This window comes from Microbacterium sp. SLBN-111 (assembly GCF_049739645.1).
GTDB lineage: Bacteria > Actinomycetota > Actinomycetes > Actinomycetales > Microbacteriaceae > Microbacterium.
On record NZ_JBMGQH010000001.1, the window covers coordinates 2,047,881 to 2,074,833 of the forward strand.

20 protein-coding genes and 2 pseudogenes are annotated in these 26,953 nt (G+C 72.1%); 7 read left to right on the forward strand and 15 right to left on the reverse strand.

The window, feature by feature from the left end; genetic code table 11:
• Positions 1-112: 112 nt before the first annotated feature.
• Both RKD05_RS09440 and RKD05_RS09445 read left to right on the forward strand, forming a co-directional pair.
• Positions 113-1,540, forward strand: a complete 1,428-nt coding sequence (locus RKD05_RS09440; protein ID WP_424709619.1) for a cation:dicarboxylate symporter family transporter — start codon at positions 113-115, stop codon at positions 1,538-1,540.
• Positions 1,537-2,367, forward strand: coding sequence for an aldolase/citrate lyase family protein (locus tag RKD05_RS09445; RefSeq protein ID WP_424709620.1), 831 nt, complete (start codon positions 1,537-1,539; stop codon positions 2,365-2,367). Before RKD05_RS09440 ends, RKD05_RS09445 begins: the two co-directional genes overlap by 4 nt.
• A 160-nt stretch (positions 2,368-2,527) precedes the next feature.
• Here the strand turns inward: RKD05_RS09445 and RKD05_RS09450 are convergent, their stop codons facing one another.
• The 15 genes and pseudogenes from RKD05_RS09450 to RKD05_RS09520 form a co-directional block, all read right to left on the reverse strand.
• Entirely contained in the window at positions 2,528-3,076 is a 549-nt protein-coding gene (locus RKD05_RS09450) for a DUF1992 domain-containing protein (RefSeq protein WP_424709622.1), read from the reverse strand.
• Positions 3,077-3,541: 465 nt separating this feature from the next.
• Positions 3,542-4,367, reverse strand: a pseudogene (locus tag RKD05_RS09455) (oxygenase MpaB family protein).
• A gap of 124 nt (positions 4,368-4,491) precedes the next feature.
• Positions 4,492-5,013 carry a hypothetical protein gene (locus tag RKD05_RS09460; RefSeq protein ID WP_424709623.1) on the reverse strand — a complete coding sequence of 174 codons (522 nt, stop codon included), beginning with the start codon at positions 5,011-5,013 and terminating at the stop codon, positions 4,492-4,494.
• A gap of 2 nt (positions 5,014-5,015) precedes the next feature.
• Positions 5,016-5,423: a DUF4383 domain-containing protein gene (locus RKD05_RS09465; RefSeq protein WP_022880532.1), complete on the reverse strand. Its 408-nt coding sequence runs from the start codon at positions 5,421-5,423 to the stop codon at positions 5,016-5,018.
• A gap of 133 nt (positions 5,424-5,556) precedes the next feature.
• Positions 5,557-6,312 (reverse strand): SDR family NAD(P)-dependent oxidoreductase, encoded by a 756-nt coding sequence (locus RKD05_RS09470; RefSeq protein WP_424709625.1) that lies wholly within the window; start codon positions 6,310-6,312, stop codon positions 5,557-5,559.
• The gene (locus RKD05_RS09475) at positions 6,309-8,099 is read right to left on the reverse strand and encodes a DUF5605 domain-containing protein (protein ID WP_424709626.1); all 1,791 of its coding nucleotides are present in this window, start codon (positions 8,097-8,099) and stop codon (positions 6,309-6,311) included. The genes RKD05_RS09470 and RKD05_RS09475 overlap by 4 nt, the downstream gene beginning before the upstream one ends.
• Before the next feature lie 15 nt (positions 8,100-8,114).
• Positions 8,115-10,106, reverse strand: a complete 1,992-nt coding sequence (locus RKD05_RS09480; protein ID WP_424709628.1) for a family 78 glycoside hydrolase catalytic domain — start codon at positions 10,104-10,106, stop codon at positions 8,115-8,117.
• An 89-nt stretch (positions 10,107-10,195) separates the two neighbouring features.
• Positions 10,196-10,933 (reverse strand): annotated as a pseudogene (locus RKD05_RS09485) (alpha-L-rhamnosidase N-terminal domain-containing protein); the annotation flags it as partial.
• Entirely contained in the window at positions 10,930-12,444 is a 1,515-nt protein-coding gene (locus RKD05_RS09490) for a family 43 glycosylhydrolase (protein WP_424709630.1), read from the reverse strand. The gene RKD05_RS09490 and the pseudogene RKD05_RS09485, both read right to left, overlap by 4 nt.
• The gene (locus RKD05_RS09495) at positions 12,441-13,565 is read right to left on the reverse strand and encodes a serine hydrolase domain-containing protein (protein WP_424709632.1); all 1,125 of its coding nucleotides are present in this window, start codon (positions 13,563-13,565) and stop codon (positions 12,441-12,443) included. The genes RKD05_RS09490 and RKD05_RS09495 overlap by 4 nt, the downstream gene beginning before the upstream one ends.
• On the reverse strand, positions 13,562-15,844 hold the full coding sequence (locus tag RKD05_RS09500) for a beta-glucosidase family protein (protein ID WP_424711805.1): 2,283 nt from the start codon (positions 15,842-15,844) through the stop codon (positions 13,562-13,564). Before RKD05_RS09500 ends, RKD05_RS09495 begins: the two co-directional genes overlap by 4 nt.
• Positions 15,845-16,039: 195 nt before the next feature.
• Complete coding sequence (locus RKD05_RS09505; protein WP_424709634.1) at positions 16,040-16,873, reverse strand: ATP-binding cassette domain-containing protein; 834 nt, start codon at positions 16,871-16,873, stop codon at positions 16,040-16,042.
• A complete protein-coding gene (locus tag RKD05_RS09510; RefSeq protein WP_424709635.1) occupies positions 16,870-18,732 on the reverse strand; it encodes a dipeptide/oligopeptide/nickel ABC transporter permease/ATP-binding protein in 1,863 nt (620 codons plus the stop codon). The genes RKD05_RS09505 and RKD05_RS09510 overlap by 4 nt, the downstream gene beginning before the upstream one ends.
• A complete protein-coding gene (locus RKD05_RS09515; RefSeq protein WP_063258829.1) occupies positions 18,729-19,670 on the reverse strand; it encodes an ABC transporter permease in 942 nt (313 codons plus the stop codon). The genes RKD05_RS09510 and RKD05_RS09515 overlap by 4 nt, the downstream gene beginning before the upstream one ends.
• Before the next feature lie 62 nt (positions 19,671-19,732).
• On the reverse strand, positions 19,733-21,259 hold the full coding sequence (locus tag RKD05_RS09520; protein WP_424709637.1) for an ABC transporter substrate-binding protein: 1,527 nt from the start codon (positions 21,257-21,259) through the stop codon (positions 19,733-19,735).
• 186 nt (positions 21,260-21,445) lie between these two features.
• Between RKD05_RS09520 and RKD05_RS09525 the strand changes: the two genes are divergently transcribed.
• The 5 genes from RKD05_RS09525 to RKD05_RS09545 all read left to right on the forward strand — a co-directional run bounded on the left by RKD05_RS09525 (position 21,446) and on the right by RKD05_RS09545 (position 26,949).
• The gene (locus tag RKD05_RS09525) at positions 21,446-22,111 is read left to right on the forward strand and encodes a TetR family transcriptional regulator (RefSeq protein WP_424709638.1); all 666 of its coding nucleotides are present in this window, start codon (positions 21,446-21,448) and stop codon (positions 22,109-22,111) included.
• Positions 22,108-24,537 (forward strand): glycoside hydrolase family 2 TIM barrel-domain containing protein, encoded by a 2,430-nt coding sequence (locus RKD05_RS09530; protein WP_424709640.1) that lies wholly within the window; start codon positions 22,108-22,110, stop codon positions 24,535-24,537. The genes RKD05_RS09525 and RKD05_RS09530 overlap by 4 nt, the downstream gene beginning before the upstream one ends.
• A gap of 141 nt (positions 24,538-24,678) precedes the next feature.
• The gene (locus RKD05_RS09535; RefSeq protein WP_424709641.1) at positions 24,679-25,107 is read left to right on the forward strand and encodes a YdeI/OmpD-associated family protein; all 429 of its coding nucleotides are present in this window, start codon (positions 24,679-24,681) and stop codon (positions 25,105-25,107) included.
• Between the two features lie 48 nt (positions 25,108-25,155).
• Positions 25,156-25,770, forward strand: a complete 615-nt coding sequence (locus RKD05_RS09540) for an asparagine synthase (RefSeq protein ID WP_424709643.1) — start codon at positions 25,156-25,158, stop codon at positions 25,768-25,770.
• 66 nt (positions 25,771-25,836) lie between these two features.
• Positions 25,837-26,949 carry an NAD(P)-binding domain-containing protein gene (locus RKD05_RS09545; protein WP_424711806.1) on the forward strand — a complete coding sequence of 371 codons (1,113 nt, stop codon included), beginning with the start codon at positions 25,837-25,839 and terminating at the stop codon, positions 26,947-26,949.
• Positions 26,950-26,953 lie beyond the last annotated feature (4 nt).

The following is a 26,953-nucleotide window of genomic DNA, read 5'->3' on the forward strand; positions in this document are numbered from 1 at the left end:
CGTGAACAATACGACCACAAATCGCCCCGTGCGCCGCGCTCCCGCAAAGTCGTCACATCTCCGGCGGCCCCGCCGGACTCAACAAAGACGTTAGAAAAAGGGGAAGTCGCGAATGTCTCTCTCACTCCGCACCACACGCGACGGTCGTCCTCGCAAGAAGATCGACCGCAATCACTGGCTCTACATCGCCGTCATCGTCGCCGTCGTGGCGGGCATCGTCGTCGGGCTCGTGGCCCCGCAGTTCGCCGTCGGCCTCGAACCCATCGGCAAGGGCTTCGTCAACCTCATCAAGATGATGATCGCCCCGGTCATCTTCTGCACGATCGTCGTCGGCATCGGCTCGATCGCGAAGGCCTCCACGGTCGGCAAGATCGGCGGCCTGGCGCTGGTCTACTTCCTCGTGATGTCGACCTTCGCGCTCGGCATCGGCCTGGTGGTGGGCAACATCATCCACCCCGGTGAGGGCCTGAACATCGCGGGTGCGGCCTACGACGCCGTCCCCGAGCCGACCACGACGCAGGACTTCATCCTGGGCATCATTCCGACGACGTTCTTCTCGGCGTTCACCGGCGGCAGCATCCTCCAGGTGCTCTTCATCGCTCTCCTCGTCGGCTTCGGGCTGCAGGGCATGGGCGACCGCGGCGCGCGCATGGTCGAGGGCATCCGCAACTTCCAGGTGCTCGTCTTCCGCATCCTCGGCATGATCCTGTGGCTCGCTCCGATCGGTGCCTTCGGCGCGATCGCCGCGGTCGTCGGCAAGACCGGTTTCGGGGCCGTGATCAGCCTCGGCATCCTGATGGGCTCGTTCTACCTGACCTGCTTCCTCTTCATCGCCGTGGTCCTCGGTCTGCTGCTGTTCGCCGTCACGCGGGTCAACATCTTCTCGCTCATGAAGTACCTCGGCCGCGAGTACCTCCTCATCGTCGGCACGTCGTCCTCCGAGGCCGCGCTGCCGCGCCTCATCGCGAAGATGGAGCACCTGGGCGTCTCGAAGCCGGTCGTCGGCATCACCGTCCCGACCGGGTACTCGTTCAACCTCGACGGCACCGCGATCTACCTCACGATGGCGTCGCTGTTCATCGCGACCGCCATGGGCGCCCCGATGTCGATCCCCGAGCAGATCGGCCTCCTGATCTTCATGATCATCGCCTCCAAGGGTGCGGCCGGCGTCACCGGTGCGGGCCTCGCGACCCTCGCCGGCGGCCTCTCCGCCTACCGCCCCGACCTGGTCAACGGCGTCGGCGTCATCGTCGGCATCGACCGGTTCATGTCCGAGGCCCGCGCGGTCACGAACTTCACCGGCAACGCCGTGGCGACCCTCCTCATCGGAGCGTGGACCAAGCAGTACGACCGCGAGCGCGTCGGCGAGGTCCTCGCGGGCCGCATCCCCTTCGACGAGACGCTCCTCACCGGTCACGACCACGCCGCCACCCCGGCAGCAGAAGCCGCGCCCGTTCCGGCGTCGGTCGACACCCAGGCGCTCAACGCCTTCCGCGCTCAGGCGGAGGCGGAGGCGGCGGCGGCCCGGGGTCGTTCGTGAGCCTGACGCAGCACTCGGCGGGGGCGGCTTCGGCCGCCCCCGCCCCCGCGCGCGTGGACCTCGCCCGCACGTGGCTGCTGCGCTCGCCGCTGGCGGCCGGCGGCGACACCGCGGCCGACGTGCTCGTCCTCGACCTCGAGGACGGTCTGCCCGCCGCGCGCAAGACCGAGGGCCGCGAACGCGCCCGCCGCGCCGCCGAGACCGCGCCCGTGTGGCTGCGGATCAGCGCCGCGGGCACGCCCGACGGCGAAGCCGACCTGGAGCTGTGCCGCGAGCTGGACGACCGCCTGGCCGGCATCGTGCTCGCGATGTGCGCCGGACCCGCCGACGTCTCCCACGTCGCGGCATCCCGTCGGGTGGGTGTGCCGATCGTGGCGATGATCGAGTCGGCCGCGGCGCTGCTCGCCGCCGCCGCGATCGCCGCGCACCCCGCGACCCGGCGCCTGGCGTTCGGCACCGGCGACTTCCGCCGCGACACCGGCATGGCGGATGACCGCACCGCGCTGTCCTGGCCCCGGGCACAGCTGGTCGTGGCGTCGGCGGCCGCCCGGATCGCGGGGCCGATCGACGGCCCATGCGGTTCGGTCGAGCAGGCTCGGGATGCCGCCGAGCACGCCGCCGCGATGGGGTTCACGGGCACGCTCGCGCTCCGGGATGCCGCGATCCCGGGTGCCCACGCCGGCTTCACGCCCGCGCCGGCCGAGGTGGAGGCGGCCCGGACGCTGCTGTCGGAGGTTCCCGACGGCCCGGTGGACGGCTCGTACGCCCCCGCCCTCGCGCGCGCCCGCGCGCTGGTGGCCCGCGCCGAGGCGCTCGCGCGGCTTTGACGCCCGCCGCGGTGTCGCCAGATCACGTGAGCTGGCCGAGGTCACCCGGTACGGCCCGAAGCGACGGGTGACCTCGGCGAGATCACGTGAACTGGCGGACACTCACCGGGTGGGCGCGACCGGGAGCGACCTCGGCGAGATCACGTGAACCGGCCGCGGCTCAGCGCCCGAACCACCGACGGCGACGCGGCGGGGGCGCAGCGGCGGAAGCTGCCTCGCGAGCGCGGCGACGGGACGCCCACGCCGAGAGCTCGGCATCCACGTCCACCGTCGGCGTGACCACGGGGGGTCCGCCGAGCAACTGCCGGCGCGCTTCGATGACGCGGCGGTTGAAGTCCTCGAGCGCCTCACGGACGTCGGCTTCGCGCGAGATCGCGTCCATCCGCTGCGCGAGTTCGGCGTGTTCGACCCGCAGCGTCAGCGCGGGCGGCCCGAGCCCCGACAGCTTCTCCGTCTCGATCTTGCGGCGGATCCACCAGTCCGGGTCGTGACTTCCGCCCAGGTCGGGGAGTGGTTTCCCCGCCCCGGGGAGGTTCTCGAACTCCCCGCGCCGGATCGCCTGCTGGATCGACGTCTCCACGAACGCGGCCCGTTCGGCGGCCGTCGAGCCGCGCGCCGGCGCCTCTGCGGATTCCGGTTCCAGACCGGCATCCCGCATCCGCCGGTCCAGGCGGTACTGCTCCGCCGCCTGTCTCGGGTCGTCGCCCATGTCGCCTCCGCCGTGTGCTCGGGTGATTCCAGGCTACGTCGGGGTGGGGCGGGTGGCGCCGGAGCCGAGGGATGGATGCCAGGGCCTCCGGCCGCGGCGCCCCGACGTTGAGTGTCCAAGACACGCGGATGCCACGCGAGCGCGTCCGCGTGTCTTGGACACTGAACGAGAATGCACACGCACCACCCCACCGCGCGTCCGCGTGTTCTGGACACGGAACGCGGGGAGAGCAGGGCGCGCAACTCCGGCAGACCCGCCGCTCTTCGGGCGCGGATGCCGCAGCCCCGGGGTTCTGCAGGAGTTGTGCGGCGCGCCCGCCCCGGTTGAGTGTCCAAGACACGCGGATGCCACGCGAGCGCGTCCGCGTGTCTTGGACACTGAACGCGAAGGGACAGGCGACCACCCGGCCGCGAGTCGGCGTGTTCTGGACACTGAACGAGGCGGAACGCGCGCCCCCGCCGCGGGCTACAGCCCGAGGCGCCGCAGGCGCAGCCGCGCCATGTCCTGCGCGCGCGGGCCGGAGCCGAGCGCCCGTTCGGTGATGCGGAGGATCAGGCGGGTCGCGGTCTTCACCGGCAGCCACGAACGCCGCACCCCCAGGAGCCGGCGCAGGCGTGGCGGGAACGCCGCCACGGCGGCGGCGAACAGCACGCGATACGCGACACCCATGAGTCCGGTGAACGGGGGTTTCCGCAGGAACCGCACGACGTCGTCGACGCGCTCGTCGCGGCGCAGCTCTCCGCGGTCGAGGAACCCCTCGAGCTCGGCGCGCAGCGCGGCCTCGGTCAGCGGCGGGTCGGGGATGCGCATGAGCCGCCCGGCCGTGGCCCAGTCGGCGACGTACGCGTCGGCGCCGCCGGGGATCGGTCCGCCGTACGCCTGGTGGCTGCGGAGGAACGCGTCCGTGAAGGCGATGTGCACCCACCGGACGAGGTCGCGGTCCTCGGCGGTGTAGCTGCGCTCGGCGCCGTCGCCGGCGACGTACGACCCCTGCACGCGCTGGTGGAAGCGGCCGACGCGGGGCGGTCTCGGCATCCGCTTGGCTTCTCGATCCGTACGTGAGCGTGATGACCCACCGGACCGTGCCGGTGAGACGCCCGATCGGGTCTTCGCGATAGCGCGACCAGTCGTGCACGCCCGCGAGCGCTCCGGGGTGCAGCGCCTGGAGAAGAAGGGCCCGGATGCCGGCGACCAGGGTGCCCATTCCGGCATGGACGGTCCACGCGGGACCGTTCTCGACGAAGTAGCCGCCGTCGTCGCCCTCGGCGATCGCCCGGACGTACGGGGCCATACCGGTCGGGTCGCCGGCGAGGGCGGTGAGGAGCTTCGCACGCAACCGTGCGACGGGCGCCGGGACCGGAGGTGAGGACGTCACGCTCTCCAGCGTGCCATCTCCGGTCGGGGGAAGGGCCGGATCAGTGGCCCTCGTGGGTGATGACCGGAACGGTTCCGTCGTCGCGGATCAGCACGGCATCCTGCGTCGCGCCGAGGGCGGGGGTGACGACGACCGCGATGATCGACGCGGCGAGCAGCAGCCCGATGACGCTCATCGGCTGTGCGGTGCGCGGGGCCGTGTCGGCTCGCCGCACCCGCCCGGCGACCGAGGCGCCCACGACGATGAGGAGGAGCGCTGCCGCGGCGATCGCGATGACGCTCGTGTGCGCGGGCAGCACGAACATGAGGGCGGCGGCCAGCACGATGCCGGCGAGGACGCCCACCAGCGTCGTCCGGGGAGCGATGAGCCGGCCGAGGGCGAGGACGGCCCCGCCCCAGACCAGCGCGCCGACCCCGAGGACGACCAGACCCGCTCCGAGGCCGCGCGAGGCGGCCCCGGAGCTCGGTCCCACGATCGCGCCCGCACCGAGGGCAGCGAGGATCAGCCCGGCCCCCCATGCGGACACGGAGGGCCACGACCGGACGAAGGTCGCGGCGTTCACGGTCAGACCGCCGCGGTGCGCGGGATGTTGCGCTCGGCGCCGAGGCCGACACCCAGGAGCACGACGGCGCTCGCGAGGTGCAGGAAGTGGTCGGGAACGTTGAGCGCGAGGATGTTGGCCGGTCCCGTGAGGAAGAAGCCGACGATACCGAGGAGCAGGTAGACCGCACCGACGGTGGTGTTGACGCCCTTGGCAGCACGCGCGTTGGCGAGACCGGCGACCAGCAGCGCGGCACCGATCAGGAGGTGCGCGATGTTGTGCAGCGGGTTGACCTCGAAGATGCCCAGCAGCAGGCCGCCTTCGTTGCTGATGAATCCGACGCCGCCGGTGACGGCGAAGCCGAGCAGACCGACGAGCAGGTAGACGGCACCGAAGACGGTGGCGACGATGCGGTTCGGTGACGAGCTCATGATGAACCTCCCAGAGTTCTTGCAGCGGCCACTCGGCCGCCTTCCACACATCTTCGGAGACACTGGGTGTTTCGGATTGGGCTTTGCACGCCGGGATGCCATGCGCTAGGAGGCGTGCGCGCGCTGCCCGGAATCAGAGCGTCGTCATTCCGCCGTCCACGACGAACGTGGCGCCGGTGGCGAACGCCCCCTCGTCGCTCGCGAGGTAGACCATGATGCCCGTGACGTCGTCGGCGGTGCCGGCCCGACCGACGGGGATACGTCCGACGATCGCCGACCGCGCGGCCGGATCGTCGGAGATCGCGCTCACCAGCGGGGTCTCGGTGTAGGCGGGTTGGACGGTGTTCACGCGGATGCCACGGTCGGCATATGCCGCGGCGACGGCACGCACCAGTCCGTGCGCTCCGGCTTTCGACGCGCTGTAGGCCGTGAAGTCCTTGCCCTCGCCGCTGACGGCCGTCGGGCTGCCGGTGAGGATGACGGCGCCGCCCCCGCGAGCGAGCAGGGCGCGCACGGCGTGCTTCACCGTGAGGAACGTGCCGGTGAGATTCACGTCGACCGTGCGCTGCCACACCGCCAGGTCGAGGTCGGCGATGGGGGCGTCGCTGCCGAACAGCTGCACGGCGGCGTTCGCGACGACCACGTCGGGGGTCCATCCTGCCGCGGTCAGGTCGGCGAACGCCGCCGCGACGTCGTCCTCGGCCGTGACGTCCATCGCCACCGCCCGAGCCCGCGGACCCAGGCGCACCGACTCCCGTTCGACCCCCGCGGCATCCCGGTCGGCGAGCACGACACGCGCGCCCTCGGCGACGAATCGAGTCGCGACCGCGAGCCCGATCCCGCGGGCGGCGCCCGTGACGAGCGCGGTTTTGCCCTCCAGTCGAGTCATGCGTCCACCCGCGTCACCCGCACGGCCATGTACTGCCGCCCCGGCAGGTCGACGCGCACGGTCCCGGAATGGATGCCGTCCACCCGGTCGATCGTCATGTTCCACGTGTCGATGACGTCGATGACCCATTCGCCCTCGCCGAGCAGGACGGAGCGGAAGCGCGGGCGGTTGAAACCGAAGTAGGCCACGCGCACCGTGGCATCCGCCGACTGCGCCCACGGCACGTCCCAGTCCGAGGGCGCGGGGTCCAGCACGCCCCCGGGGACGTCGGCGAGGACGCGCTCGAGGAACCCGATCCGCGCGGGGGAGGAGCCGTGCAGGACGCCGCCCTTCGCCCACCACAGCACCTCGTCGTCGGTGCCCGCGGCGGCGGGCATGACCGCCTCGCCGACCGGCGCGGGCAGGTACGTCTCGCCGTGGCCGACGTACCCGCCGCGGACCGCGCCCTCCCAGAACCGGCGGGTCATCTCCTCGCCGGTGACGTTGCCCCAGCCCTGGTCGATGTCGCCCTCGTACGCGCACTCGTCGATGACGACGGGCTTGCCCCACCGCTCGCGCCACTCGTCGGTGTTCTCGGCCGTGCGATAGACGTCGACGCGCTGAACGCTCGCGTGCGTGATCCACGGCCGGGTGTAGTCGTAGAACGGGCGGCAGTTGTGGATCGAGAGCAGGTGACCGAAAGGGTCCTCCTCGCCGACGATCGCGGCGAGGCGCTCCCAGTCGTCCTCGTCCTTGCCCCACACGAGGTCGTATTCGTTGGCGAGCGACCACCACACGTTCGAGAACGCCGCGAGCCGGCGCACGACGTACCGGACGTACCGGTCGTCGACGGCGGGACCGAGGTCGGCGAATCCCCAGCGGTCGTAGGCGTGGAACAGGATGAGGTCGGCCTCGATCCCGAGGGCGCCGAGCTGGGCGATGCGGCGCTCGAGCCGGCGGAAGTGCGCCGGATCGAAGCGTTCGAGGTCGAAGCCCTCGGCCAGCGACCCGGGGAAGACGAAGTCGTCGGGCTCGTTGGCGTTGAACAGGTACGACTTCGGGAACAGGCACATGCGGAGCTTGCGGAACGGTCCGTCGGCGAGCGTCTCGAGCGTCTGCTCCTGCAGGGCCTCGGGCTGGTGCGTCCACGCGTACGCGGTCGTGCCCAACGGCCGGTGGCGCTCGCCGTCGGCGTGCCGGAAGTGGAAGCCGTCCACGCGGACCGGACCGTGGGCGCCGGATGCCGCGACCCCGACGTGCGCGGTTCCGGTGAGGCCGTCGAGCGAGGGGGTCGTGGCATCCGTCTCGAACGACCAGGTGCCCTCGGCATCCGCCAGCGCCCGGAACACCCACTCGCCGTCGCCGTCGTAGAACCCGCCGACGCGGACGGTCGAGCCGTCGGGGCGGCGGAAGGTCGCGTGCGCGTCGACGTCGACGAACGGGTTGCCGTGCGACGGACCGTCGACCCGCACCTCGAGGACGCCCCACCGGGGCGTCGCGGTGACCGGCCGCACGCGCGCGGAGCCGCGCGCGACCTCGTCGCCCTCGTAGCTCGCCGAGGGCGCGATCGCCGGGGCGTAGGGCGCCCGCTCGTCGCCGTCGCCGATCTCGGCGAGCGCCGCCCAGAACCGCGCGCGGTGGTCGGGATCCTCGAGGCTCGGCACGATCGCGACGAGCTGGCCGAGGCGTCCGCCCCGGAACTGCGTCGCCATCGGGGAGGCGGCGACGCCGGGGAGGAATCGCTCGAGCACGGCACGGGCGCCGGGGTGGTCCAGGGCTTCGCCGAAGGTGGAGCGGCGGTCGAACATATCGGTCCTCGAGGGTCAGGCGGCGCCGGTGGCGGCGCGTACGGCGTGATCGACGCGGTCGAGCACGTCCTGCGGGGTGAACATGAGGGCGCTGGCGAGCGGTCGGTTCGCGCCCCAGACGGTGTCGGTGCGCACGGCCGCGACGCGTTCGGGTGCGCTCTCGGCGAGCGTCTCCAGAAGCGCGGCGTACGCGCGCGGGTCGTCGATGACGGCCGCGAGCGGCGCCTCGAGGCCCGGCAGCGGGGGCGCGGGTGGAGCGGCGGGCAAGACCACGGTCCAGTGGTGCGTTCCCGAACCCACGGTGGCCGGCACGGTCGTCCCGTCCGCCGGGATGCCGGGGAGGTCGACGTCGGCGGTCGTGTTCGGCGGCACCACGGCGGTGATGCGCACGGCATCCCCCTCCCGACGCCACTCGACGGCGGTCTCGCCGTAGGGCGTCTCGTGCCGCGCGGAGGCGTGCTCGAGCGACGCGAGCGGACGCGGGGCGATCCGCACGCGACGGTAGCCGGGGGCGGCGGGGGCGAGGCCCGCCACGGTGCGGTGCAGCCAGTCGGCGACGGCGCCCAGGGCGTAGTGGTTGAACGAGGTCATCTCGCCCGGGTTCACCGACCCGTCGGGCAGCATGCTGTCCCAGCGCTCCCACACGGTCGTCGCCCCCATCGTCACGGGGTACAGCCAGGACGGGCACTCGGTCTGCAGCAGCAGCCGTTCGGCGGCGGCGAGGTGGCCGCCGTCGGTGAGCGCGTCGGCGACGAGCGGCGTCCCGACGAAGCCGGTGCCGATGCGGTACCCGCCCTCGCGGACGAGGGCGGCGAGACGGTCGCTCAGGGCCTGCCGGGTGGCGGGGTCGTCGACGAGGTCGAACGTGAGTGCGAGCGCGTACGCGGTCGGTGCGTCGCTCATCATGCGCCCCGCGGGCGTGACGTACTCCGAGACGAAGGCGCGACGGCTGCGTTCGGCGAGCCCGTGGTACAGCTCCGCGTCCGCGGCGTGCCCGAGCAGCGACGCCGCCTCGGCGACGAGCCGCAGGGACCGCGCGAAGCACGCGGTCGCGACGATGTCGGCATCCACCTTCGCCTTGCCCGGCTTGTCCGGCGGGGCGGCCGGATCGAGCCAGTCGCCCAACTGCATGTGCCCCGCCCACAGACCGCTCTCGCCGGCGTCGCGGCGGACGGCTTCGACCCACGCGCGCATGCTCGGGTACTGCGCGGCGAGCACCGCGCGGTCGCCGAAGCGGTCGTGCAGCACCGACGGGACGACCGTGGCCGCGTCGCCCCACGCCGCGACGGGACCGCCGCCGGCGAACGACGGCAGCGCCGCCGGGATGACGAGGGGGACGACGCCGTCGTGGCGCTCCTGTTCGAGCGCGAGGTCGCGCAGCCAGGACGTGAGGAACCCCGCGCTGTCATACAGGAAACTCGCCGTGGGCGCGAACACCTGCAGGTCACCGGTCCACCCGAGGCGTTCGTCGCGCTGCGGGCAGTCGGTCGGGATCGACAGGAAGTTCCCGCGCATGCCCCACACGACGTTCTCGTGCAGGCGGTCCAGCAGCGCGTGCGACGACGAGAACCAGCCCGTGCGGACGAGGTCGGTGTGCAGCACGACCGCCTCGACCTCGGCGTCGTCGACGTCGAGGCCGTCGATCTGCGCGTACCGAAAGCCGTAGAACGAGAACCGGCTCTCGAGCACGTCGTCGCCGCCGGAGAGGACGAAGGATGCCTCGGCCCGGGCGTTGCGGAGCGGGCGGAGCGCAAGCTCGCCGTCCTCGAGCACCTCGGCGTGGCGGATCGTGACGCGGGTGCCGGCGGTGCCGCGCACCCGCAGCCGCGGGCGACCGACCAGGTTCTGCCCGAAGTCGAGGATCGTGCCGCCCGACGGCGCGGTGAGGCGCGTCGCGACGCGCAGCGTCTGCGTGCGACGGACCGGCGGGGCGATCCGCGCCTCGGGCACCGGCACGGTCTCGTAGTCCGGGCGCGCGACGGCGCCCACGCGGGCGGGTGTGTCCACCGCGAGCCCGCCGTGACCGTCTCGCCGGTTCGGCCGAGGTCCTGCTCCTCACCGGCGTAGATGCCGCTCGCGCGGACGGGTCCGTCCGGGGAGGCCTCCCACCCCGCGCCGGTCGCGGCGAGCGTCGCGACCTCGCCGTCCTCGTACGTCACGCGCAGTTGCGCGAGGAACGACGGTTGGTCGCCGTAGACGCGATCGGTGAAGGTGAAGAAGCCGAACTTCTCGGTGTACCAGGCGCCCGCTATCGTGGCGCCCAGGACGTTCTCGCCCGCGCTGACGAGGGTGGTGACGTCGACCGTCTCGTGCACGAGCCGGTCGCGGTACGACGTCCACCCGGGCGACAGCACGTCGTCGCTCACGGGCGTCCCGTTGATCTCGGGCTCGGCCACCCCCAGCGCCGTCCAGAACAGCACCGCGCTGCGCACCGGCCGCTCGAGGTGGAACGTCGTGCGCACGAGGGCGGGCTGTGCCGGCGCCGAGGCGTCCGCGAGACCGATCGGTTCCGCGACCCACTCGCCGTCGCCGAGGAACCCCGCGACCACCGGCCGGGGCGCGCTCCACGGGCTCGTCCCGCCGTCGGTTCCCGTGACGCGGACGCGCACGTCCCGGCGCTCGCCCGGGGCGAGCGGGCGGAACGGCCAGTCCACGAGGACCGAGGCGTCGCCCTCGACCGCGACCGTGTCGATGCCGTCCGTCAGCTCGGCGCGGACCTGACGCCAGTCCGGCGCCTCCGTCCGCACGCGCCACGACAGGCGGGGGCGGGCGACCGCGACGAACTCGGTGTCCTCGCGCAGCTCCGCACGGAGCGTCACCTGTGCCTCGCTCATTCGTCGTTCCCCTCGGAGATCCAGTTCGTGGCATCCACTCGGCCCTCGCGGGCGTACACGCCGACGACGCGGCCGGTGAAGGACTCCGCCGTCTCCGACGACAGGAATCTGCCGTCGACCTCGGCGACATCGATGCGGCGGCCCGCCACCGTGGCCCCGAGGTGGAAGACGTCGCTCGTGCGGGCGAAGCCCCGTTCGATCTCGGGACGGCGCGAGTCGATGTGCAGCGTCACGTGGTCGGAGTCGAGAGCCGCCGCCCACTCCTGGACGAGACCCGCGACGTTCGCGCGGGCGACGACGCGACCGCCGCCCGCCTCGACCTCGACGTGGAAGTCCTCGTCGTAGCGGACGGCCAGCCCGCCGACTCCGGCGGTGCAGTCCAGGTCGACGGAGGTCGACTGCGTCAGGTGCTCCTGGCGGCGGCCGACGAACACCGGTCGCGGGTCGTCGAGCGTCGACCCGTCGGCGCGCAGCACGAGCCACCCGGGGCGGGTCGCGCGGTCGGAGACCTGCTCCGGCAGCCGGCGCGGGGTGATCCACTCGCCGTCCAGCGGGGCATCGGGCGAGAACGTCGCCTCGACGTGCGTTCCGGGACGCGGGTTCAGCGCGACCGGTTCCATCGTGGGCCAGCCGTCCTCGTGCCACCGCACGCGGGTGACGAACGTCTCGCGCCCGAGCGCGGAGAACGCCCGCGTCATGCTGCGCGGGCGCACGCCCAGCAGCACGCACAGCCACTCGCCGTCGGGACCGATCACGAGGTCGCCGTGGCCGGTGTTCTGCACGGGGCGGATCGTCGATCGTGCCGACACGATCGGGTTCGCGGGTCCGGTCTCGAAGGGCCCCTCAGGGCGGTCCGCGCGGGCGATGGACACGCCGTGTCCGCGCTCGGTGCCGCCCTCGGCGATGAGCAGGTACCAGCGCCCGTCGATCTCGTACAGGTGCGGCGCTTCGGGGAACTGCCCGCCCGTGCCCGACCACAGCGACCGCGGCTCCTCGAGCGCGCGGTGCGTGCGGAGGTCGACCCGGGCCTGCAGGATGCCGAGGTGCCGGCCGGCCCCCTCGCCGCCGAGGATCAGCCCCGAGTACGTGATGATCGCGGTGCCGTCGGCATCCCACGCGATGTCGGGGTCGATGCCGTCGAGCGAGGCCCGCCCCGCGGAGTCGGTGATGAGGTCGCCGTCGCTCCACGGCCCCGCGGGGTCGATCGCGGTGAAGTGCAGCATGCCCCGGCCCATGGCATCCGTCACGACGAGGTGGAAGACGCCGTCGCGGTGGCGCAGGGTCGGCGCCCACGCGCCCCCCGCCGTGCGCACGTCCTCGACGCCGAGCTGTCCGGGACGCGTGGCGACATGGCCGATGAGCTCCCACGTCACGAAATCGGTGGACCGGTGGATCGGGATGCCGGGAAGGTACTCGAACGTCGAGGTCGCCAGGTACCAGGCGTCGCCGACGCGCACGGCCGAGGGGTCGGGGTGGAAACCGGGGATCAGGGGGTTCGGGTAGTCGGTCATGCGTCGGCCCCCAGGATGCTCCCGATCTCCGCGGCCAGGGCGATCGCGCGCGGATCCCCGCCGCCCGGCCACGGACCGCGCACGATCGTCCACGCGAACGCGACGCCGCTGTCGGGGTCGACGCACGCGAAGCAGCCCGCCGCCCCGTCGTGGCCGAAGGCCCGCGGTCCGCCGAACGGCATCGCGGCCGAGGGCTTCTGGAACACGATCGCGTGGGCGCGGTCCTGCTGGCCGAGCACCTCGTCGAAACCGCGCACCTGCTGCTGCCCGATCGCCGCGACCGTCTCCGCGGAGAGGAACGGCGCCCCTCCCTCGACGCCCGTGACGGCGGCCGCGAGGAGGCGCGCGATGCCGCGGGCGCTGCCCGTCGCCGAGGTCGCGGGGTGCCCGTAGCCCCAGCTGCGGCGGTCGTTCGCCATGTCGACGCTGGAGCGCCCAGGGCCGAACACGAGGGCGCCCAGGGGCGTCGCGCGACGCTCGCCGGCACCGGTCGCGGGCGGGATCATCGGGAGGACGTCGACGCGGCGCGCCTCCTGATCGGCGGGGAGGCCGAGGAAGAAGTCGACACCGTGCGGCGCGCGGATCTCCTCCTCGTAGAAGGCGTGCATCGACCGGCCGGTGGCGCGCTGCACGAGTTCGGCACCGAGCGTCCCGATCGTCGTGGCGTGGTAGCCGAAGGCGCTTCCCGGATGCCAGAACGGCACGCTCGCCGCCAGGCTCGCCGCCGCGGATTCCTGGTCGAGCATGTCGACGAAGTCGAGTGCCGGGGTGGCCTGGGGGAGTCCGGCCTGGTGCGAGAGCAGCTGGCGCACCGTGACGGCGGCCTTCCCGGCCGCGGAGAACTCCGGCCAATACCGCGCGACGGGGGCGTCGAGGTCGAGCAGGCCGCGTTCCACGAGGAGGCCGACGGTGATCCCGATCGTGTTCTTCGACACCGAGTAGGGCACGAGGACGCTGTCCTCGCCGAGGTGCGGTCCGCCCCACACGTCCAGCACGGGCACGCCGCGGTGGAACGCCGCCGCCTGGAACGACAGGTCCGGGTCGGCCGCGAGCGCCGTCTCGAGGCGGTCGCCCGCGTCCGCGAGGCGCGGGTCGATCGAGCCGTGCAGGAGGGCGGTCATCCCTCGACCGCCCACTCCACGGAGAGCGGCGTCTCCGCGACGGACGCTCCCACGCGCAGCGTGTAGGTCCCGGACTCGACCTCCCACCCGGCATCCCAGTGGGCGAGTCGGCGACGGGGCACGGACACGCGCGCGGTCACCGTCTCACCGGCATCCGCGCGGACGGCGGCGAAGCCGACGAGCCACCGGACGGGACGGTCGACGGTGGATGCCGCGCGCTCGGCGTACACCTGCACGACCTGGCCGCCCGCGCGTTCCCCGGCGTTGGTGAGCGTCACGACGACGTCGTCGCCGTCGCGCTCGACGCCGTCCCACGCCCAGGTGGTGTACCCGAGGCCGTGACCGAACGGGAAGGCGGGACGAGCGCCGGACTTCAGCCACGCGCGGTATCCGATGTGGATGCCTTCGCTGTAGCGCAGCACGCCGTCCCGGGGCGTCACGTCCTGGACGGGGACGTCCGCGAGCGTGGCGGGCCACGTCGTGGGGAGGCGTCCGCCGGGCTCGGCGGCACCGGTGAGGACGTCGGCGAGTGCGGTGCCGAACTCCTGGCCGCCGAAGTAGCCCTGGACGATCGCCGCGACCTCGTCCGCCCACGGCAGTACGACGGGGGAGCCGGCGTTGACGATCACGACGGTGCGCGGGTTGGCGGCGAGCACGGCGCGCACGAGGTCGTCCTGCCGCCCCGGGAGGTCGAGCGACTCGCGGTCGTAGCCCTCGGACTCGACCTTGGAGTTGGTGCCGACCACGACGACGGCGACGTCGGCGGCGGCGGCCGCGGCGGCCGCGCGCGAGATGAGTTCGTCGGCATCCGTGTTCTCGGGGGCGATGCCGAGCGTGACGCTCATCGCGCCGGGGATACCGGCCTCGTCGTTCCGCGTGAACTCGGCGCGGACGGCGATCTCGCGCCCCGCCTCCGTGCGGACCGCGACGGTGAGGGACGGCGGGTTCAGGAACGCGGCCCCGAGATCCGTCCCGGCGAGGACGGGGGCGTCGTCGAGCACGAGGGCGCCGTCGAGGAAGAGGCGGCCCGCGTTCGCGCCGGCGAAACCGAGCTGGATCTCGCCGCTCGTCTCGGGCGTGTAGACGGTCTCGAGGACGACGGTGCGCGACTGCGCGATCGGGGCGTCGCCGCCGAACCACACCAGCGCGGTCGCCCGGCGGTCCTCGGCGTAGAGGTCGCGACCGTCCTCGCCGACGAACGTCACGCGCATCCCGGGGCCCCCGGTCGCGGGGTTGCGCAGCTGTGCGAGCGGGATCTCGGCCACGCCCTCCTGCACGACGGCGCCGAGCTCGTAGGTGACGCGGTCGGATCCGTAGGCGCGGCGCAGGCCCTCGAGGGGCGAGACGATGCGCTCGGGCACGACCGTCGCGCTGCCGCCGCCCTGGGTGCGGGCGTCGCGGGCGTTCTGGCCGATGACGGCGATCGAGCCGACCGTGGACGGTTCGAGGGGCAGGATGCCGTCGTTGGCGAGCAGCACCGTGCCGGCGACCGCCGACTCGCGCGCGAAGGCCGTGGCATCCAGGGGAGCGGGCTCGATCGCGGGGGCGTCGCCCAGCGCTCCGACGCGCTCGGCCAGGAGCAGCATGCGCAGGACCTTGCGGTCGAGGTCGGCCTCGGACACGCGTCCGTCGCGGACGGCGCCGGCGAGATCCGCCCACGCCGGAGCGGGTCCGGGCATGGCCAGGTCCTGCGAGGCGGTGGCGGCATCCAGCGAGCGCACCGCGGTCCAGTCGCTCATGACGACGCCGTCGAAGCCCCACTCGGAGTTCAGCGGCGTCTCGAGGAGGTCGTTCTCGGTCATCGTCACGCCGTCGACGGAGTTGTACGCACTCATGATCGACCACGCGCCGGCTTCCACGGCACGTTCGAACGGCGCGAGGTACAGCTCGCGCAGAGCGCGCTCGTCGACCTGCACGTCGACCGTGAAGCGGTCGGTCTCGGAGTCGTTCGCGACGTAGTGCTTCGGGGTGGCGGCGACGCCGTTGTCCTGCAGGCCGCGGACGTAGGCCGCACCCAGTTCCGCGGAGAGCTCCGGGTCCTCGCTCAGGCACTCGAAGTGCCGGCCGCCGAGCGGCGAGCGGTGCAGGTTGATGGTCGGTCCGAGCACCACGTCGACGCCCTTGCGGCGCGCCTCCGCGGCAGCGGCCGCGCCGTAGCGGTACGCGAGCTCGACGTCCCACGAGGCCGCGAGGGCCGAGCCGGAGGGCATGTTCAGCGACGGCTCGCGCTCGTCCCACCGCGGGCCGCGCACCCCGGCGGGACCGTCCGACAGGGTCATGGCCCGCAGACCGATCTCCGGCAGCGGAACCGTCGTCCAGAAGTCGGCGCCCTGCACGAGGGCCGCCTTCTGGTCGAGGGTCAGCTTCTCCAGGAGGGGGAGGAGGTGGGCGGTCGTGGGCGCGGCGACAGAAGGCAGGGTCACGATGTTCTTTCCGGGTGCGAAGGGGGCGAGTCGGGCAGGATGCCGGGGCGGTCAGGCCGATGCGGCGAGGAGCGCGCGGCGGGCGGCGCGGCGCTCCTCCTGCCGGTCGGGGTCCGGGACGGGGGCGGCCATGAAGAGGCGCTGCGTGTACGGGTGCTCAGGCTGGGACGTCACGCGGTCGGCGGGGCCGGTCTCGACGATCTCGCCCTTGTACATCACGGCGACGCGGTGGCTGATGTGCCGCACGACGGCCAGGTCGTGCGTGACGAAGAGGTAGGCAACCCCGGTGCGGTTCTGGATGTCGATGAACAGGTCGAGCACGCGCGCCTGCGTCGACAGGTCGAGAGCGGAGACGGGCTCGTCGCACACGATGAGCCTGGGACGCAGGGCCAATGCGCGGGCGATCGCGATGCGCTGACGCTGTCCGCCGGAGAACTCGCGCGGGAGGCGGCTGCGCGCATCCGAGGGGAGACCCACCTGATCGAGCAGGTCGCGCACGCGGGACCGTGCCTCCGACCCGGCCACGCCCGACGCCGTGAGGGGCTCGGCGAGGATCTGCTCGATCGTCATCGACGGGTTGAGCGACGAGTACGGGTCCTGGAAGACGACCTGGATCTCCGAGCTCAGCGCGCGCCGCGCGGAGCGACCGAGGTGCGAGATGTCGCGGCCGTCGTACGTGACGGTGCCGCCGCTGACCGGGGCGAGTCCGAGGACCGCCCGCCCGAGCGTGGTCTTGCCCGAGCCGGATTCGCCGACCAGGCCCATCGTCTCGCCGGGCAGGATGTCGAGCGACACTCCCTTGAGCGCCCGGAAGGGCTGCGCGCGGAAGCCCTTGCCCGGGTACTCGACGACCAGGTCGTCGACCGTGAGCAGCGGAGCGGTCATGCCCGTACTCCTTCCTCGGCGCCCAGCGGCGGCCGTGCCGGACCCTCGTCGAGGATCGCGTCCAGCAGCGCCCGCGTGTACGGGTGCTGCGCTTCGGTGAAGATCGCCCGAACCGGGCCCTGTTCGACGAACACGCCGTTCTGCATGACCGTCACGCGGTCGCAGAGGTCGGCGACGACACCGAAGTTGTGCGTGACGAGCAGCATCGCCATGTGCCGTTCCTTCTGGAGGTCGCGCAGCAGGTCGAGGACCTCGGCCTGCACGGTGACGTCGAGGGCGGTGGTGGGCTCGTCGGCGATGATCAGCTCGGGATCGGTCGAGACGGCACCGGCGATCAGCACGCGCTGCGCCATGCCGCCGGAGACCTCGAACGGGTACGCGTCGAACGTGCGGGCGGGGTCGGGGATGCCGACGCGGGCGAGGAGCGCGAGGGCGCGCTCGCGCGCCTCCTTCTTCGACAGCCCGAGATTCTTGCGCAGCGGCTCGACGAGCTGGCTGCCGATCGTGAAGGACGGATCGAGGTTGCTCATCGGCTCCTGCGGGATGTAGGCGATGCGCTTGCCGCGTACGCCGCCGTAGACCTTCTCGTCGGCATCCGCGAGGTCGGTGCCGTCGAAGAGGATCGAGCCGGCGGTGACCGAGCCGCCGCGCGGCAGGAGACCGAGGACGGCGAACGCGGTCTGCGACTTGCCCGAACCGGACTCGCCGATCAGGCCGTGGACCTCGCCGCGGCGGACGTCGAGCGAGACGCCATGCACGACCTCGATGTGCGAGCCGTCCGCCTGGTCGTACCCGACGTGGAGATCGCGGACGCGCAGAAGCGTGTCGGTCGCCTTGCTCCGCGTGTCGTCGGCGTGGACGATCACGTCGCTCTCGACGATCGGGAGTTCGTCCGGGTCGACGACGTCGCCGCCGCTGAGGGAGACCGAGGTGGTGACGGCCGCGATCGAGCCGGTGCGGCTCGACACCGCGCGACGGCGGCGCCGACGCACCGCGACCGTGCGCTCGAGTTCGTCGCGGAGGACGTTGGCCAGCAGCGTCAGCGCGATGCAGGTGAGGGCGATCGCGAGCGAGGGCCACACCAGGCCGACGGGGTTCTTGTAGATGTTCTTGAACGCGTCGGTGAGCATCGATCCCCACGTGGGGACGTTCGCGTCGCCGAGCCCCAGGAACTCGAGCCCCGACTGGATCGCGATGGCGATGCCCGAGACGATCGCCGCCTGGATGATGATGGGCGCGCGCACGACCGACAGCACGTGCCGACCGATGATGCGCGCGTCGCTGAGTCCCGACACGCGAGCCGCGTCGACGTAGAGCTCGCCGCGCACGGCCGTGACCGAGGCGAAGACGAGACGGAAGAAACCGGGGGAGAGCAGGATGCCGAAGATGACCATCGACAGCCACACCGAGGGTCCGAGCACGGCGCGCGCGGCGAGCAGCACGACAATGCCGGGGAGGGCCATGGTGAGCTCGGTGACCCACGTCGCAGCGGTGTTGAACCAGCCTTGGTAGTACCCGGCGACGAGGCCGCTGACCACGCCGATCAGGACGGCCACGGCGACCGCGACCAGCGCGGCGGCGATGCTCGTCTGCGTGGCCGCGAGCAGGCGCGACAGCACGTCGCGACCGCTCCCGTCGGTGCCCAGGAGGTGCGCGGGGCTCGGCCCGGACAGGATGCTGCGGATGTCGGCGAAGTTCGGGTCCTGCGGCGCGACGAGCGGACCGATGAAGGTCAGGACGACGATGATCGCGAGAAAGACCAGGGACACCAGACCGACCGGCCGGCGGACGAGCCGACGGAACAGCGCGACCCGGACGGGGGCGACGGGGACGGCGGGAGGGACGGCGATGGCGGTCATGCGAGTCGCACCTTCGGGTTGAGGGCCGCCTGGGCCAGGTCGATGAGGAGATTGACGACGACGACGATGATCGCGAAGGCGATCACCAGGCCCATGACGACCGGGATGTCGCCGAGGGTCGTCGCGCGGACGCTCAGCTGCCCCATGCCCGGGATCGCGAAGATCTGCTCGACGATGACGGCGCCGCCGAGGAGTCCCACGAACTGCACGGCGAGGACCGCGAGCGCGGGGCCGCCGGCGTTGCGGAGCACGTGCGTGTAGATGACGGAGCGCTCGCTGAGGCCGCGGGAGCGGAGCGTGCGGACGTAGTCGCGCGACGTGGCATCCAGGACGGACCCGCGGACCTGCTGAGCCACCGTCGCGATCGCGCCGATCGAGAGCGCGGCGATGGGGAGGATCACGGAGGAGAGCCAGCCGGTCACGGAGGTCGTGATCGGCGTGAAGCCCGTCGCCTTGAACCAGCCGAGGTTCACCGCGAAGACGAGGACCAGGACGAGGGCGATCAGGAAGCCCGGGACAGCGAAACCGACGAGCGAGAGGAACTGCACCGTGGCATCCACCGCTCCTCCGCGGCGCGCGGCGAGGACGCCCAACAGAACGGAGAGGATGGCGGACACGAGCGTGGCGCCGATGACGATGGAGAGCGTCACCCCGAGGCGCCCGGAGACGCTCGTCGAGACGAGCTCGCCGTTGAACCAGCTCCGTCCGAGGTTGCCGGTGAGCGCGGAGCCGACCCAATCGGTGTACTGCGTCCACAGCGGCCGGTCGAGGCCGAGCTCCGCGGTCTTCTTGGCCACGGTCTCGGCGGTGGCGGTCTCGCCCAGGATGCGACGGGCGATGTCGCCGCCCGCGGCGTAGAGGAGCGTGAAGGCCAGCAGGGAGATGACGGCGACGAGGACGACGCCGGACAGGAGCCGGCGCACGATGAATGCGAACATGTGTGGTCCCTCGGGGCGGACCGGGCCCACCCGGCGCGTGCGGGGTGGGCCCGGTCGGTGGGTCAGTTCTTCGGCGAGAAGTCGAAGATCGACGGGTAGGCGTTGGTCGGCCAGAACTCGAGGTTCGTGTTCGGGTCGGTGGCGAAGGTGCCCTGGACGCGGAAGAACGGGGCGAACCAGGCCTGGTCGACGATGTACTTGTTGAGCTCCTTGAGGGCGGCGTCGGACTCCGCCTGCGAGCCGGTCTGGATCGTCGAGATGAGCGCGTCGACCTTCGGGTCCTCCGACTTGAACGGGTTGAAGGTGGCGTTGGGCGCGATCATGAAGTTGATCAGCTGCCAGTCCGGGTTCTGCTCGAGCGCCATCCACGTCGCCGGGTACTTCGGCGCGAGCATGTCCGCGATGAAGTTGGCCGCACCGGGGTCGGTGTAGTTCACCGTGATGCCGATGTCGGACAGCTGCTGCGCGATCAGGTCGAACGTCTGCTGGAACGCCGGGGTGGTCGGCATGTTCAGCGTGAACCCGTTCGGGTAGCCGGCGTCGGCGAGGAGCTTCTTCGCCGCGGCGGGGTCGTAGGTGTACGTCGAATCGAGCGACGCGTCGTACGCGACCGAGGTCGCCGGGAAGACCTGTTCGGTGACGGTGCCGTAGCCGGTCTGCAGCGACTTCAGCAGCGCGTCGCGGTCGAACGCCATGTTGATGGCCTGGCGCACCTTGACGTTGCCGAGCTCGGGGGCCATGGTCCCGGCGCGGTCGAGCAGCAGGAGTCCCTGGAAGTCGAGCTCGTTGGACTCGATGGTCCACCCGGCGCCCTCGACCTCGGTGATGGTGTTGTTGTCCGCGACCTTCGCGCCGTTGAGCTCGCCGGCCTTGATCGCGTTGATCATGGCGGTGGTGTCGTCGAAGACGTTGATCGTGAGCTTGTCGTACTTGACGGCGTCCTTGTTCCAGTAGTTGGGGTTCGCCGTGTAGTTGTACGTCGTGCCCGTCACCGAGGAGGCGGTGTCGAGGATGTAGGGGCCCGAGCCGACGGGGTTCGTCGACACGTCCGACTTGTCGAACGAGGACGGCGCCTCGACCAGACCGGGGGCGATCGACAGCAGGTTGATGAGCGAGGGGTCCGGCGCCGACTGGGTGATGGTCACCGTGGTGGCATCCGGCGCAGCGAAGGTCTTGCCGGCGAGCGTCGCGGCCTGCGGCGAGGTGCCGTCGCGGAAGCGCTCGAGGCTCTTGACCACGGCGTCGGCGTCGAGCTTGGTGCCGTCCGAGAAGGTCACGTCGTCGCGGAGCGTGAGGGTCAGGACGGTGTTGTCGGCGTTGTACTCCCACTTCGTGGCGAGCCACGGCTCGATCTCGCCCTTGGCGTTCTTCTGCAGGATCGTGTCGAACACGGCCTGGAAGAACGGGCTGCGGTTGCCGTACTCGGCGCCGGCGCCGATGTCGTAGCTGGTCGGCGCGGCGATCGCGCCGAGCGTCAGCTGTCCGCCGCTTCCGTTGCCGCTTCCGCCGCCGGTGTTGTCAGCGGCGCATCCGCTCAGGGTCAGCGCGGCGGCGACGGCGAGGGCTGCTGTGGCCTTCCATCGGAACATCCTTGTCCTCTTCTCTCTGGCTGGGCTCGGGTGAGTGGCCCTGCCGCGAGAACGTAACACCAAATCCGAGCGGTCGCTAGATTTTTGGATCAAAAAACTAGCGACCACTAGAAATTCGTTGTAGAACGGTTCGTGAGAGGGCTCCCATACGTCGCGACCGCGCCGGTGGGGCGTTACGGTGATGCGATGACGGAGACGGCGCAGACTCCCCGCCGGCAGCGGGGCGAGTATGCGAAATCCGAGGCGACTCGGCAGGCGATCCTGGATGCCGCCCTCGAGGTCTTCGCCGAGGCCGGGTACCGCTCGGGATCGCTGCGCGAGATCGCGCAGCGGGTCGGCATGAGCGAAGCGGGTCTGCTGCATCACTTCCCGCGCAAGAGCGCGCTGCTGCAGGCGGTGCTCGACCACCGCGACGACCTCGCCCGGGCGATCGTCGACTTCACCACGGACGACGGGGTCGAGACCCTGCGCAATCTCGTCGACCTCGCGCGTCACAACGCGTCGGTTCCCGGGGTCGTGGAGCTCTACTGCACCGTGTCGGCCGAGGCCACCGCGCCCGATCACCCCGCCCACGACTACTTCCGCCGGCGCTACGAACAGGTGCGCCAGAGCACCCGCGAGGCGTTCGAGCGCATCCAGGCCGCCGGTCGCCTGGCCCCCGGCCTCGACCCGGGGCGTGCGGCGGTCGCCACGATCGCGCTCATGGACGGTCTGCAGGTGCAGTGGCTGCTCGAACCCGCGTCGACCGACATGGCCGAGGCGCTTGCGGAGTACTTCCGGACCATGGTCCGCGGATTCGATCTGACCGCCTTGGAGGACCTTCTCGACACCGTGGCCGAGGACGCCCGGTGATCCGCGAACCCCTGCTCGACGGCTGGACCGTCGGGCCGAAGCTCGGCGCCTTCGAACGGCGGGACGCGGCCACCGCCTTCGTTCCCGTGCTGCTCCCGCACGACGCGCTCCGCGATCTGCCGCGCGATCCCGCGAGCCCCCAGGGCGTCACCTCGGGGTACTACCCGGGCGGGGTGTTCGAGTACCTCCGCGAGCTCGACGTGCCCGACGAGTGGCGCGAGAAGACGGTGTTGCTGGAGTTCGAGGGCGTCTACCGCGACGCCGTCGTCTTCGTCAACGGCGACCGCGCGGCGCACGAGGCGAGCGGGTACGCCGCCTTCGCGGTGCGCCTCGACCCCTACCTGCGCTTCGGACGGACGAACCGCATCACCGTCGAGGCGCGCGTGCACAAGGACTCGCGCTGGTACACGGGAGCCGGCATCCATCGTCCGGTGCACCTCGTCGTGGCCGATCCCGTGCATCTGGCGCTGGATGCCACGCGCGTGGGCACCCCCGACATCGACGACGAACGCGCGATCGTCGCGGTCTCCTCGACGGTCGAGAACGGCACCCGCCATACCCGCACCGTCCGCGTGCGGTGGGAGGTCGAGGGTCCTGACGGCGAGGTCGTGGCCGTGGGCGATTCGCCCGTGTCCGTCCTGCCGGGGGAGAGCGCCGTCGCCCGGCAGCGACTCCTCGTGCGCGACCCGCGCCGGTGGGGGATCGACGACCCGCAGCTGTATCGCCTGCGCACGACGCTCCTCGACGAGGGCCGCGCGGAGCCGCTCGACGAGGAGGCCATGGCGTTCGGCATCCGCTCGCTCCGGCTCGACCCGGTGCACGGCCTGCGGATCAACGGCGAGACCGTGACGCTGCGCGGCGCCTGCGTGCACCACGACAACGGTCCCCTGGGTGCCGTGGCGCTCCCCGCCGCCGAGGATCGGCGGGTGCGACTGCTGAAGGAGGCCGGGTTCACCGCGATCCGCAGCTCCCACAATCCCGCGAGCCGTGCGCTGCTGGACGCGTGCGATCGCCACGGCATGGTCGTGATGGACGAGCTCGGCGACGTGTGGACGCGCGCGAAGAGCGGCTTCGACCACTCCGTCGGTTTCGCTGACCACTGGCGTCGCGACGTCGAGGCGATGGTGGCGAAGGATGCCAATCACCCCAGTGTCGTGCTGTATTCGATCGGCAACGAGATCCTCGAGCTGGGCAGTGCCCACGGCGCCGTGTGGAGCCGCCGGCTCGCGGAGGCCGTGCGCGGGCTCGACGACACCCGGTTCGTCACCAACGGCATCAACGGCATCATCGCGAACCTCGATCGGATGACCGAGGCGATGGCCGAAGCCGAGGCGACCGACCCCAACACGCTCATGGCCACGATGGGCGAGCAGATGGCGCTCATGAACGCGTCGGAACTCGTGACCCGGTCCATCGAGGAGTCGGCCGCCGTCCTCGACGTCGTCGGTTTCAACTACGCGGACTCGCGGTACGTCCTGGATGCCGAACGGTTCCCGAACCGGGTCATCGTCGGGTCGGAGACGTTCCCCGAGCGCATCGGCGCATTGTGGCCGCTCGTCTCGCGGCTGCCGCACGTGATCGGCGACTTCACCTGGACCGGCTGGGACTACCTCGGCGAGGCCGGGATCGGTCGGGTCGACTACACCGACGCGCCGGGGTACGTCCCCACCGGCACGGCGGGACCGTACCCGTACCTCGCGGCCGAGTCCGGCGATCTCGACATCACCGGCCACCGGCGCACCGTGTCGTACTTCCGCGAGATCGTCTACGGCCTTCGCACGGAGCCGTTCCTCGCCGTCCACCCGCCGCGCCATCACGGGCGGCCCGTCGCGGTGACGCCGTGGTCGTGGGACGACTCGGTCGCCTCCTGGACCTGGGACGCGGCGTCGGGGGCACCGGTGACGGTCGACGTCTACGCGGATGCCGACGAGGTCGAGCTGTTCCTCGACGGCGTCTCGCTCGGCGTCGCACCCGTGGGGACCGCGCGCGAGTACACCGCGCGCTTCGAGACCGCGTACGTCCCCGGCGAACTCGTCGCGATCGCGCGACGCGGCGGCGCCGAGATCGGACGCACGACCCTGCGGACGGCGGCGGCCGAGGTCGCGCTCGCCGCTCGCGTCGAGGGCGACACCCTCGTCACGGGTCCGGACGCCCTATGGTTCGTGCCGATCACCCTGGAGGATGCCGCAGGCATCGTCCCGTGCGATCGTGACGTCCGCGTCACCGTCCACGTCGACGGTCCCGCGACGCTCGCCGGTCTCGGCACCGGCCGCGCGGCGACCGAGGAGCCGTTCTCCGCGGCATCCGTGACCCTGTTCCACGGGCGGGCGCTCGCGATCGTGCGTCCGACCGGCGCCGGGGACATCCGGGTGCGGGTGTCGGCCGAGGGGTACGACCACGCAGAGGTCGTCGTCCGAGCGTACTGACGCCGGATACGACAGAAGGCCCCCGAGTACTCTCCGAGGCCCTCCGCAACGAATCCGACCATACGGAGACGAACGGGGCGTGACGGGGGGATTGCGGAACCGGCGCTGTTCCCCTACGCGCGTCTCTGGCACACTCACCGCATGAGGTTCGAGACGACGCTGTTCCAGATGGGCAACAACACCGGCATCGAGGTGCCGCCCGAGGTCGTCGAGGGGCTGGGCGGCGGCAAACGCGCGGCGGTCACCGTCAACGTCAACGGGTACGTCTACACCAGCACGCTGGCGGTGATGGGTGGGCGACAGCTCATTCCGTTCGCGGCGGACAAGCGCAAGGCCACGGGGCTGGCGGCCGGCGACCCGATCACCGTGGAACTGACCCTCGACACCACCGAGCGCACCGTCGAGCTTCCCGACGACCTCGCCGCCGCCCTCGACGAGGCGGGTGTGCGCGCCGCGTTCGACGCGCTCGCCCCCAGCACTCGCAAGGCCCACGCGGGCAGCGTGGCGGAGGCGAAGGCGGCCGAGACGCGGGCCCGTCGCATCCACAAGATCGTCGCCGCCCTGGTCTGAGCGGGGTCGCTCGCGCGGCGCGACCGATAGCCTGGAGAGGGAGGTCGCGTGGGCCGGACGAAGGATGCCATCGCCGAGGGGCTGTCGATCGCGACGGCCGCGGCGCGGCTCACCGTACGCAACCGCATCCTCGTCGAGACGATCGCGCGCGGGGGGCAGTTCGACGGTGAGGTGTTCGCGGACTTCGCTCGCGAGACGCTGCGCGCCCTCGCGACCGAGCAGGACCAGGCCGCCGACCGCGTGACGGCGCAGCGCAAGCGCGCGTGGGGGCGGTTCTCCGACTCGTCGGGCACCCACGACTACCGCGACCGCGACACGCGCAACCTGCGCCGGCGCGCCCGCCAGTCCCGCGGCGTCGCGAAGGAGTTGCGCGAGTTCGCGGCCGACCCCGAGCGCGTCGGTGTCCTGGTCGCCGCGGCGCGCGAGGCCGCGTGGGGCGACGTCGAGGCGAACCTGTCGCAGCGTCTGGACGTCGAGGGGATGACGGCGGATGCCGACCCCGACTACGCCACGATGCGGCGCGCGCGCATGGACGCGCTGCGCATGGTCGACCTCGCGCGTCTCGCCTCCCAGGCGAAGAAGCGGGCGAAGGAGCAGGCCGCGGCCGCGGGCGACGACGCGGAGACCCCGGCGCCCAAGAAGAAGAAGTCCTCCTCGGCCTGAGCGGGTCGACCGCGGGTGCGCCCCGCGCCGACTCGGGGCGATCGGTGCCGATAATCGAGGGTGACGATTTCCGCGGATGATCGGCGTCGAGCGAGCGTCGTGGTCATCGGCGGGGGGCAGGCGGGGCTCTCGGCCGCGTACCACCTCGCCCGGGCCGGGTTCGTGAGTGCCCTGGACCCCTCGCGTGACGTCGACGCACCGTCGTTCGTCGTCCTGGATGCCGAGCCCGAGCCGGGCGGCGCGTGGCGGCACCGCTGGGAATCGCTGACGATGTCGACGGTCAACGGGATCTTCGACCTGCCCGGGTTCCCGAAGCCGCCGATCGACTCGACCGCGTCGAGCCGCGACGCGGTGCCCGCGTACTTCGCCGCCTACGAAGCGCACCTGCGGCCGCCGATCCTGCGCCCCGTCGCGGTGACCGCGGTGCGGTTCGCGGATGCCGACCCCGACGGCGACCTGCTCGTGGAGTCGAGCGCGGGGGTGTGGGAGGCGCGCGCGGTGATCAACGCGACCGGCACCTGGAACAACCCCGTGCTCCCGCGGTACCCGGGGCAGGACACCTTCCGAGGCCGGCAACTGCACACCCGCGACTACGTCTCGCTCGACGAATTCGCCGGGCTCCGCGTGGCGGTCGTCGGCGGCGGCATCTCGGCGGTACAGCTCCTGGAGGAGATCTCCCGCGTGGCCACGGTGTTCTGGTACACGCGGCGGGAGCCCGTGTTCTGGGAGGGCGAATTCACCCCGGAGACGGGGCGGGACGTCATCGCGAAGGTGGTCGCGGACGTCGAGGCCGGTAATCCCTCCGGCAGCGTCGTCTCCTACACGGGACTGTCCTGGCTGCCGTACGCGGTCGCAGCGCGGGAGCGCGGTGCTCTCGTGCGTCGTCCGATGTTCACCGCGATCGAACCGGACGGTGTGCGAGAGGCGGACGGCTCGTTCACGGCGGTCGACGCGATCCTCTGGGCGACGGGTTTCCGGGCGGACCTCCGCCACCTGGACCTGCTCCACCTCCGGAACGCACGGGGCGGCATCCGGATGACCGGGACGCAGGTCGCCGAGGAGCCGCGCGTCCACCTCATCGGGTTCGGTCCCTCGCAGTCGACGGTGGGCGCCAACCGCGCCGGTCGCGACGCGGTCCGCGCCCTGCGGAAGCGCCTGACCCCGGCGCCCGCGGCCTGAGAGT

What these genes read in the sequence shown, in the direction of transcription:
- RKD05_RS09440 (WP_424709619.1), top strand. Translation starts at nt 113, where the DNA reads ATGTCTCTCTCACTCCGCACCACACGCGACGGTCGTCCTCGCAAGAAG.
- RKD05_RS09450 (WP_424709622.1), bottom strand. Translation starts at nt 3,076, where the DNA reads ATGGGCGACGACCCGAGACAGGCGGCGGAGCAGTACCGCCTGGACCGG.
- RKD05_RS09465 (WP_022880532.1), bottom strand. Translation starts at nt 5,423, where the DNA reads ATGAGCTCGTCACCGAACCGCATCGTCGCCACCGTCTTCGGTGCCGTC.
- RKD05_RS09470 (WP_424709625.1), bottom strand. Translation starts at nt 6,312, where the DNA reads ATGACTCGACTGGAGGGCAAAACCGCGCTCGTCACGGGCGCCGCCCGC.
- RKD05_RS09475 (WP_424709626.1), bottom strand. Translation starts at nt 8,099, where the DNA reads ATGTTCGACCGCCGCTCCACCTTCGGCGAAGCCCTGGACCACCCCGGC.
- RKD05_RS09490 (WP_424709630.1), bottom strand. Translation starts at nt 12,444, where the DNA reads ATGACCGACTACCCGAACCCCCTGATCCCCGGTTTCCACCCCGACCCC.
- RKD05_RS09495 (WP_424709632.1), bottom strand. Translation starts at nt 13,565, where the DNA reads ATGACCGCCCTCCTGCACGGCTCGATCGACCCGCGCCTCGCGGACGCG.
- RKD05_RS09500 (WP_424711805.1), bottom strand. Translation starts at nt 15,844, where the DNA reads ATGACCCTGTCGGACGGTCCCGCCGGGGTGCGCGGCCCGCGGTGGGAC.
- RKD05_RS09505 (WP_424709634.1), bottom strand. Translation starts at nt 16,873, where the DNA reads ATGACCGCTCCGCTGCTCACGGTCGACGACCTGGTCGTCGAGTACCCG.
- RKD05_RS09510 (WP_424709635.1), bottom strand. Translation starts at nt 18,732, where the DNA reads ATGACCGCCATCGCCGTCCCTCCCGCCGTCCCCGTCGCCCCCGTCCGG.
- RKD05_RS09515 (WP_063258829.1), bottom strand. Translation starts at nt 19,670, where the DNA reads ATGTTCGCATTCATCGTGCGCCGGCTCCTGTCCGGCGTCGTCCTCGTC.
- RKD05_RS09520 (WP_424709637.1), bottom strand. Translation starts at nt 21,259, where the DNA reads ATGTTCCGATGGAAGGCCACAGCAGCCCTCGCCGTCGCCGCCGCGCTG.
- RKD05_RS09525 (WP_424709638.1), top strand. Translation starts at nt 21,446, where the DNA reads ATGACGGAGACGGCGCAGACTCCCCGCCGGCAGCGGGGCGAGTATGCG.
- RKD05_RS09535 (WP_424709641.1), top strand. Translation starts at nt 24,679, where the DNA reads ATGAGGTTCGAGACGACGCTGTTCCAGATGGGCAACAACACCGGCATC.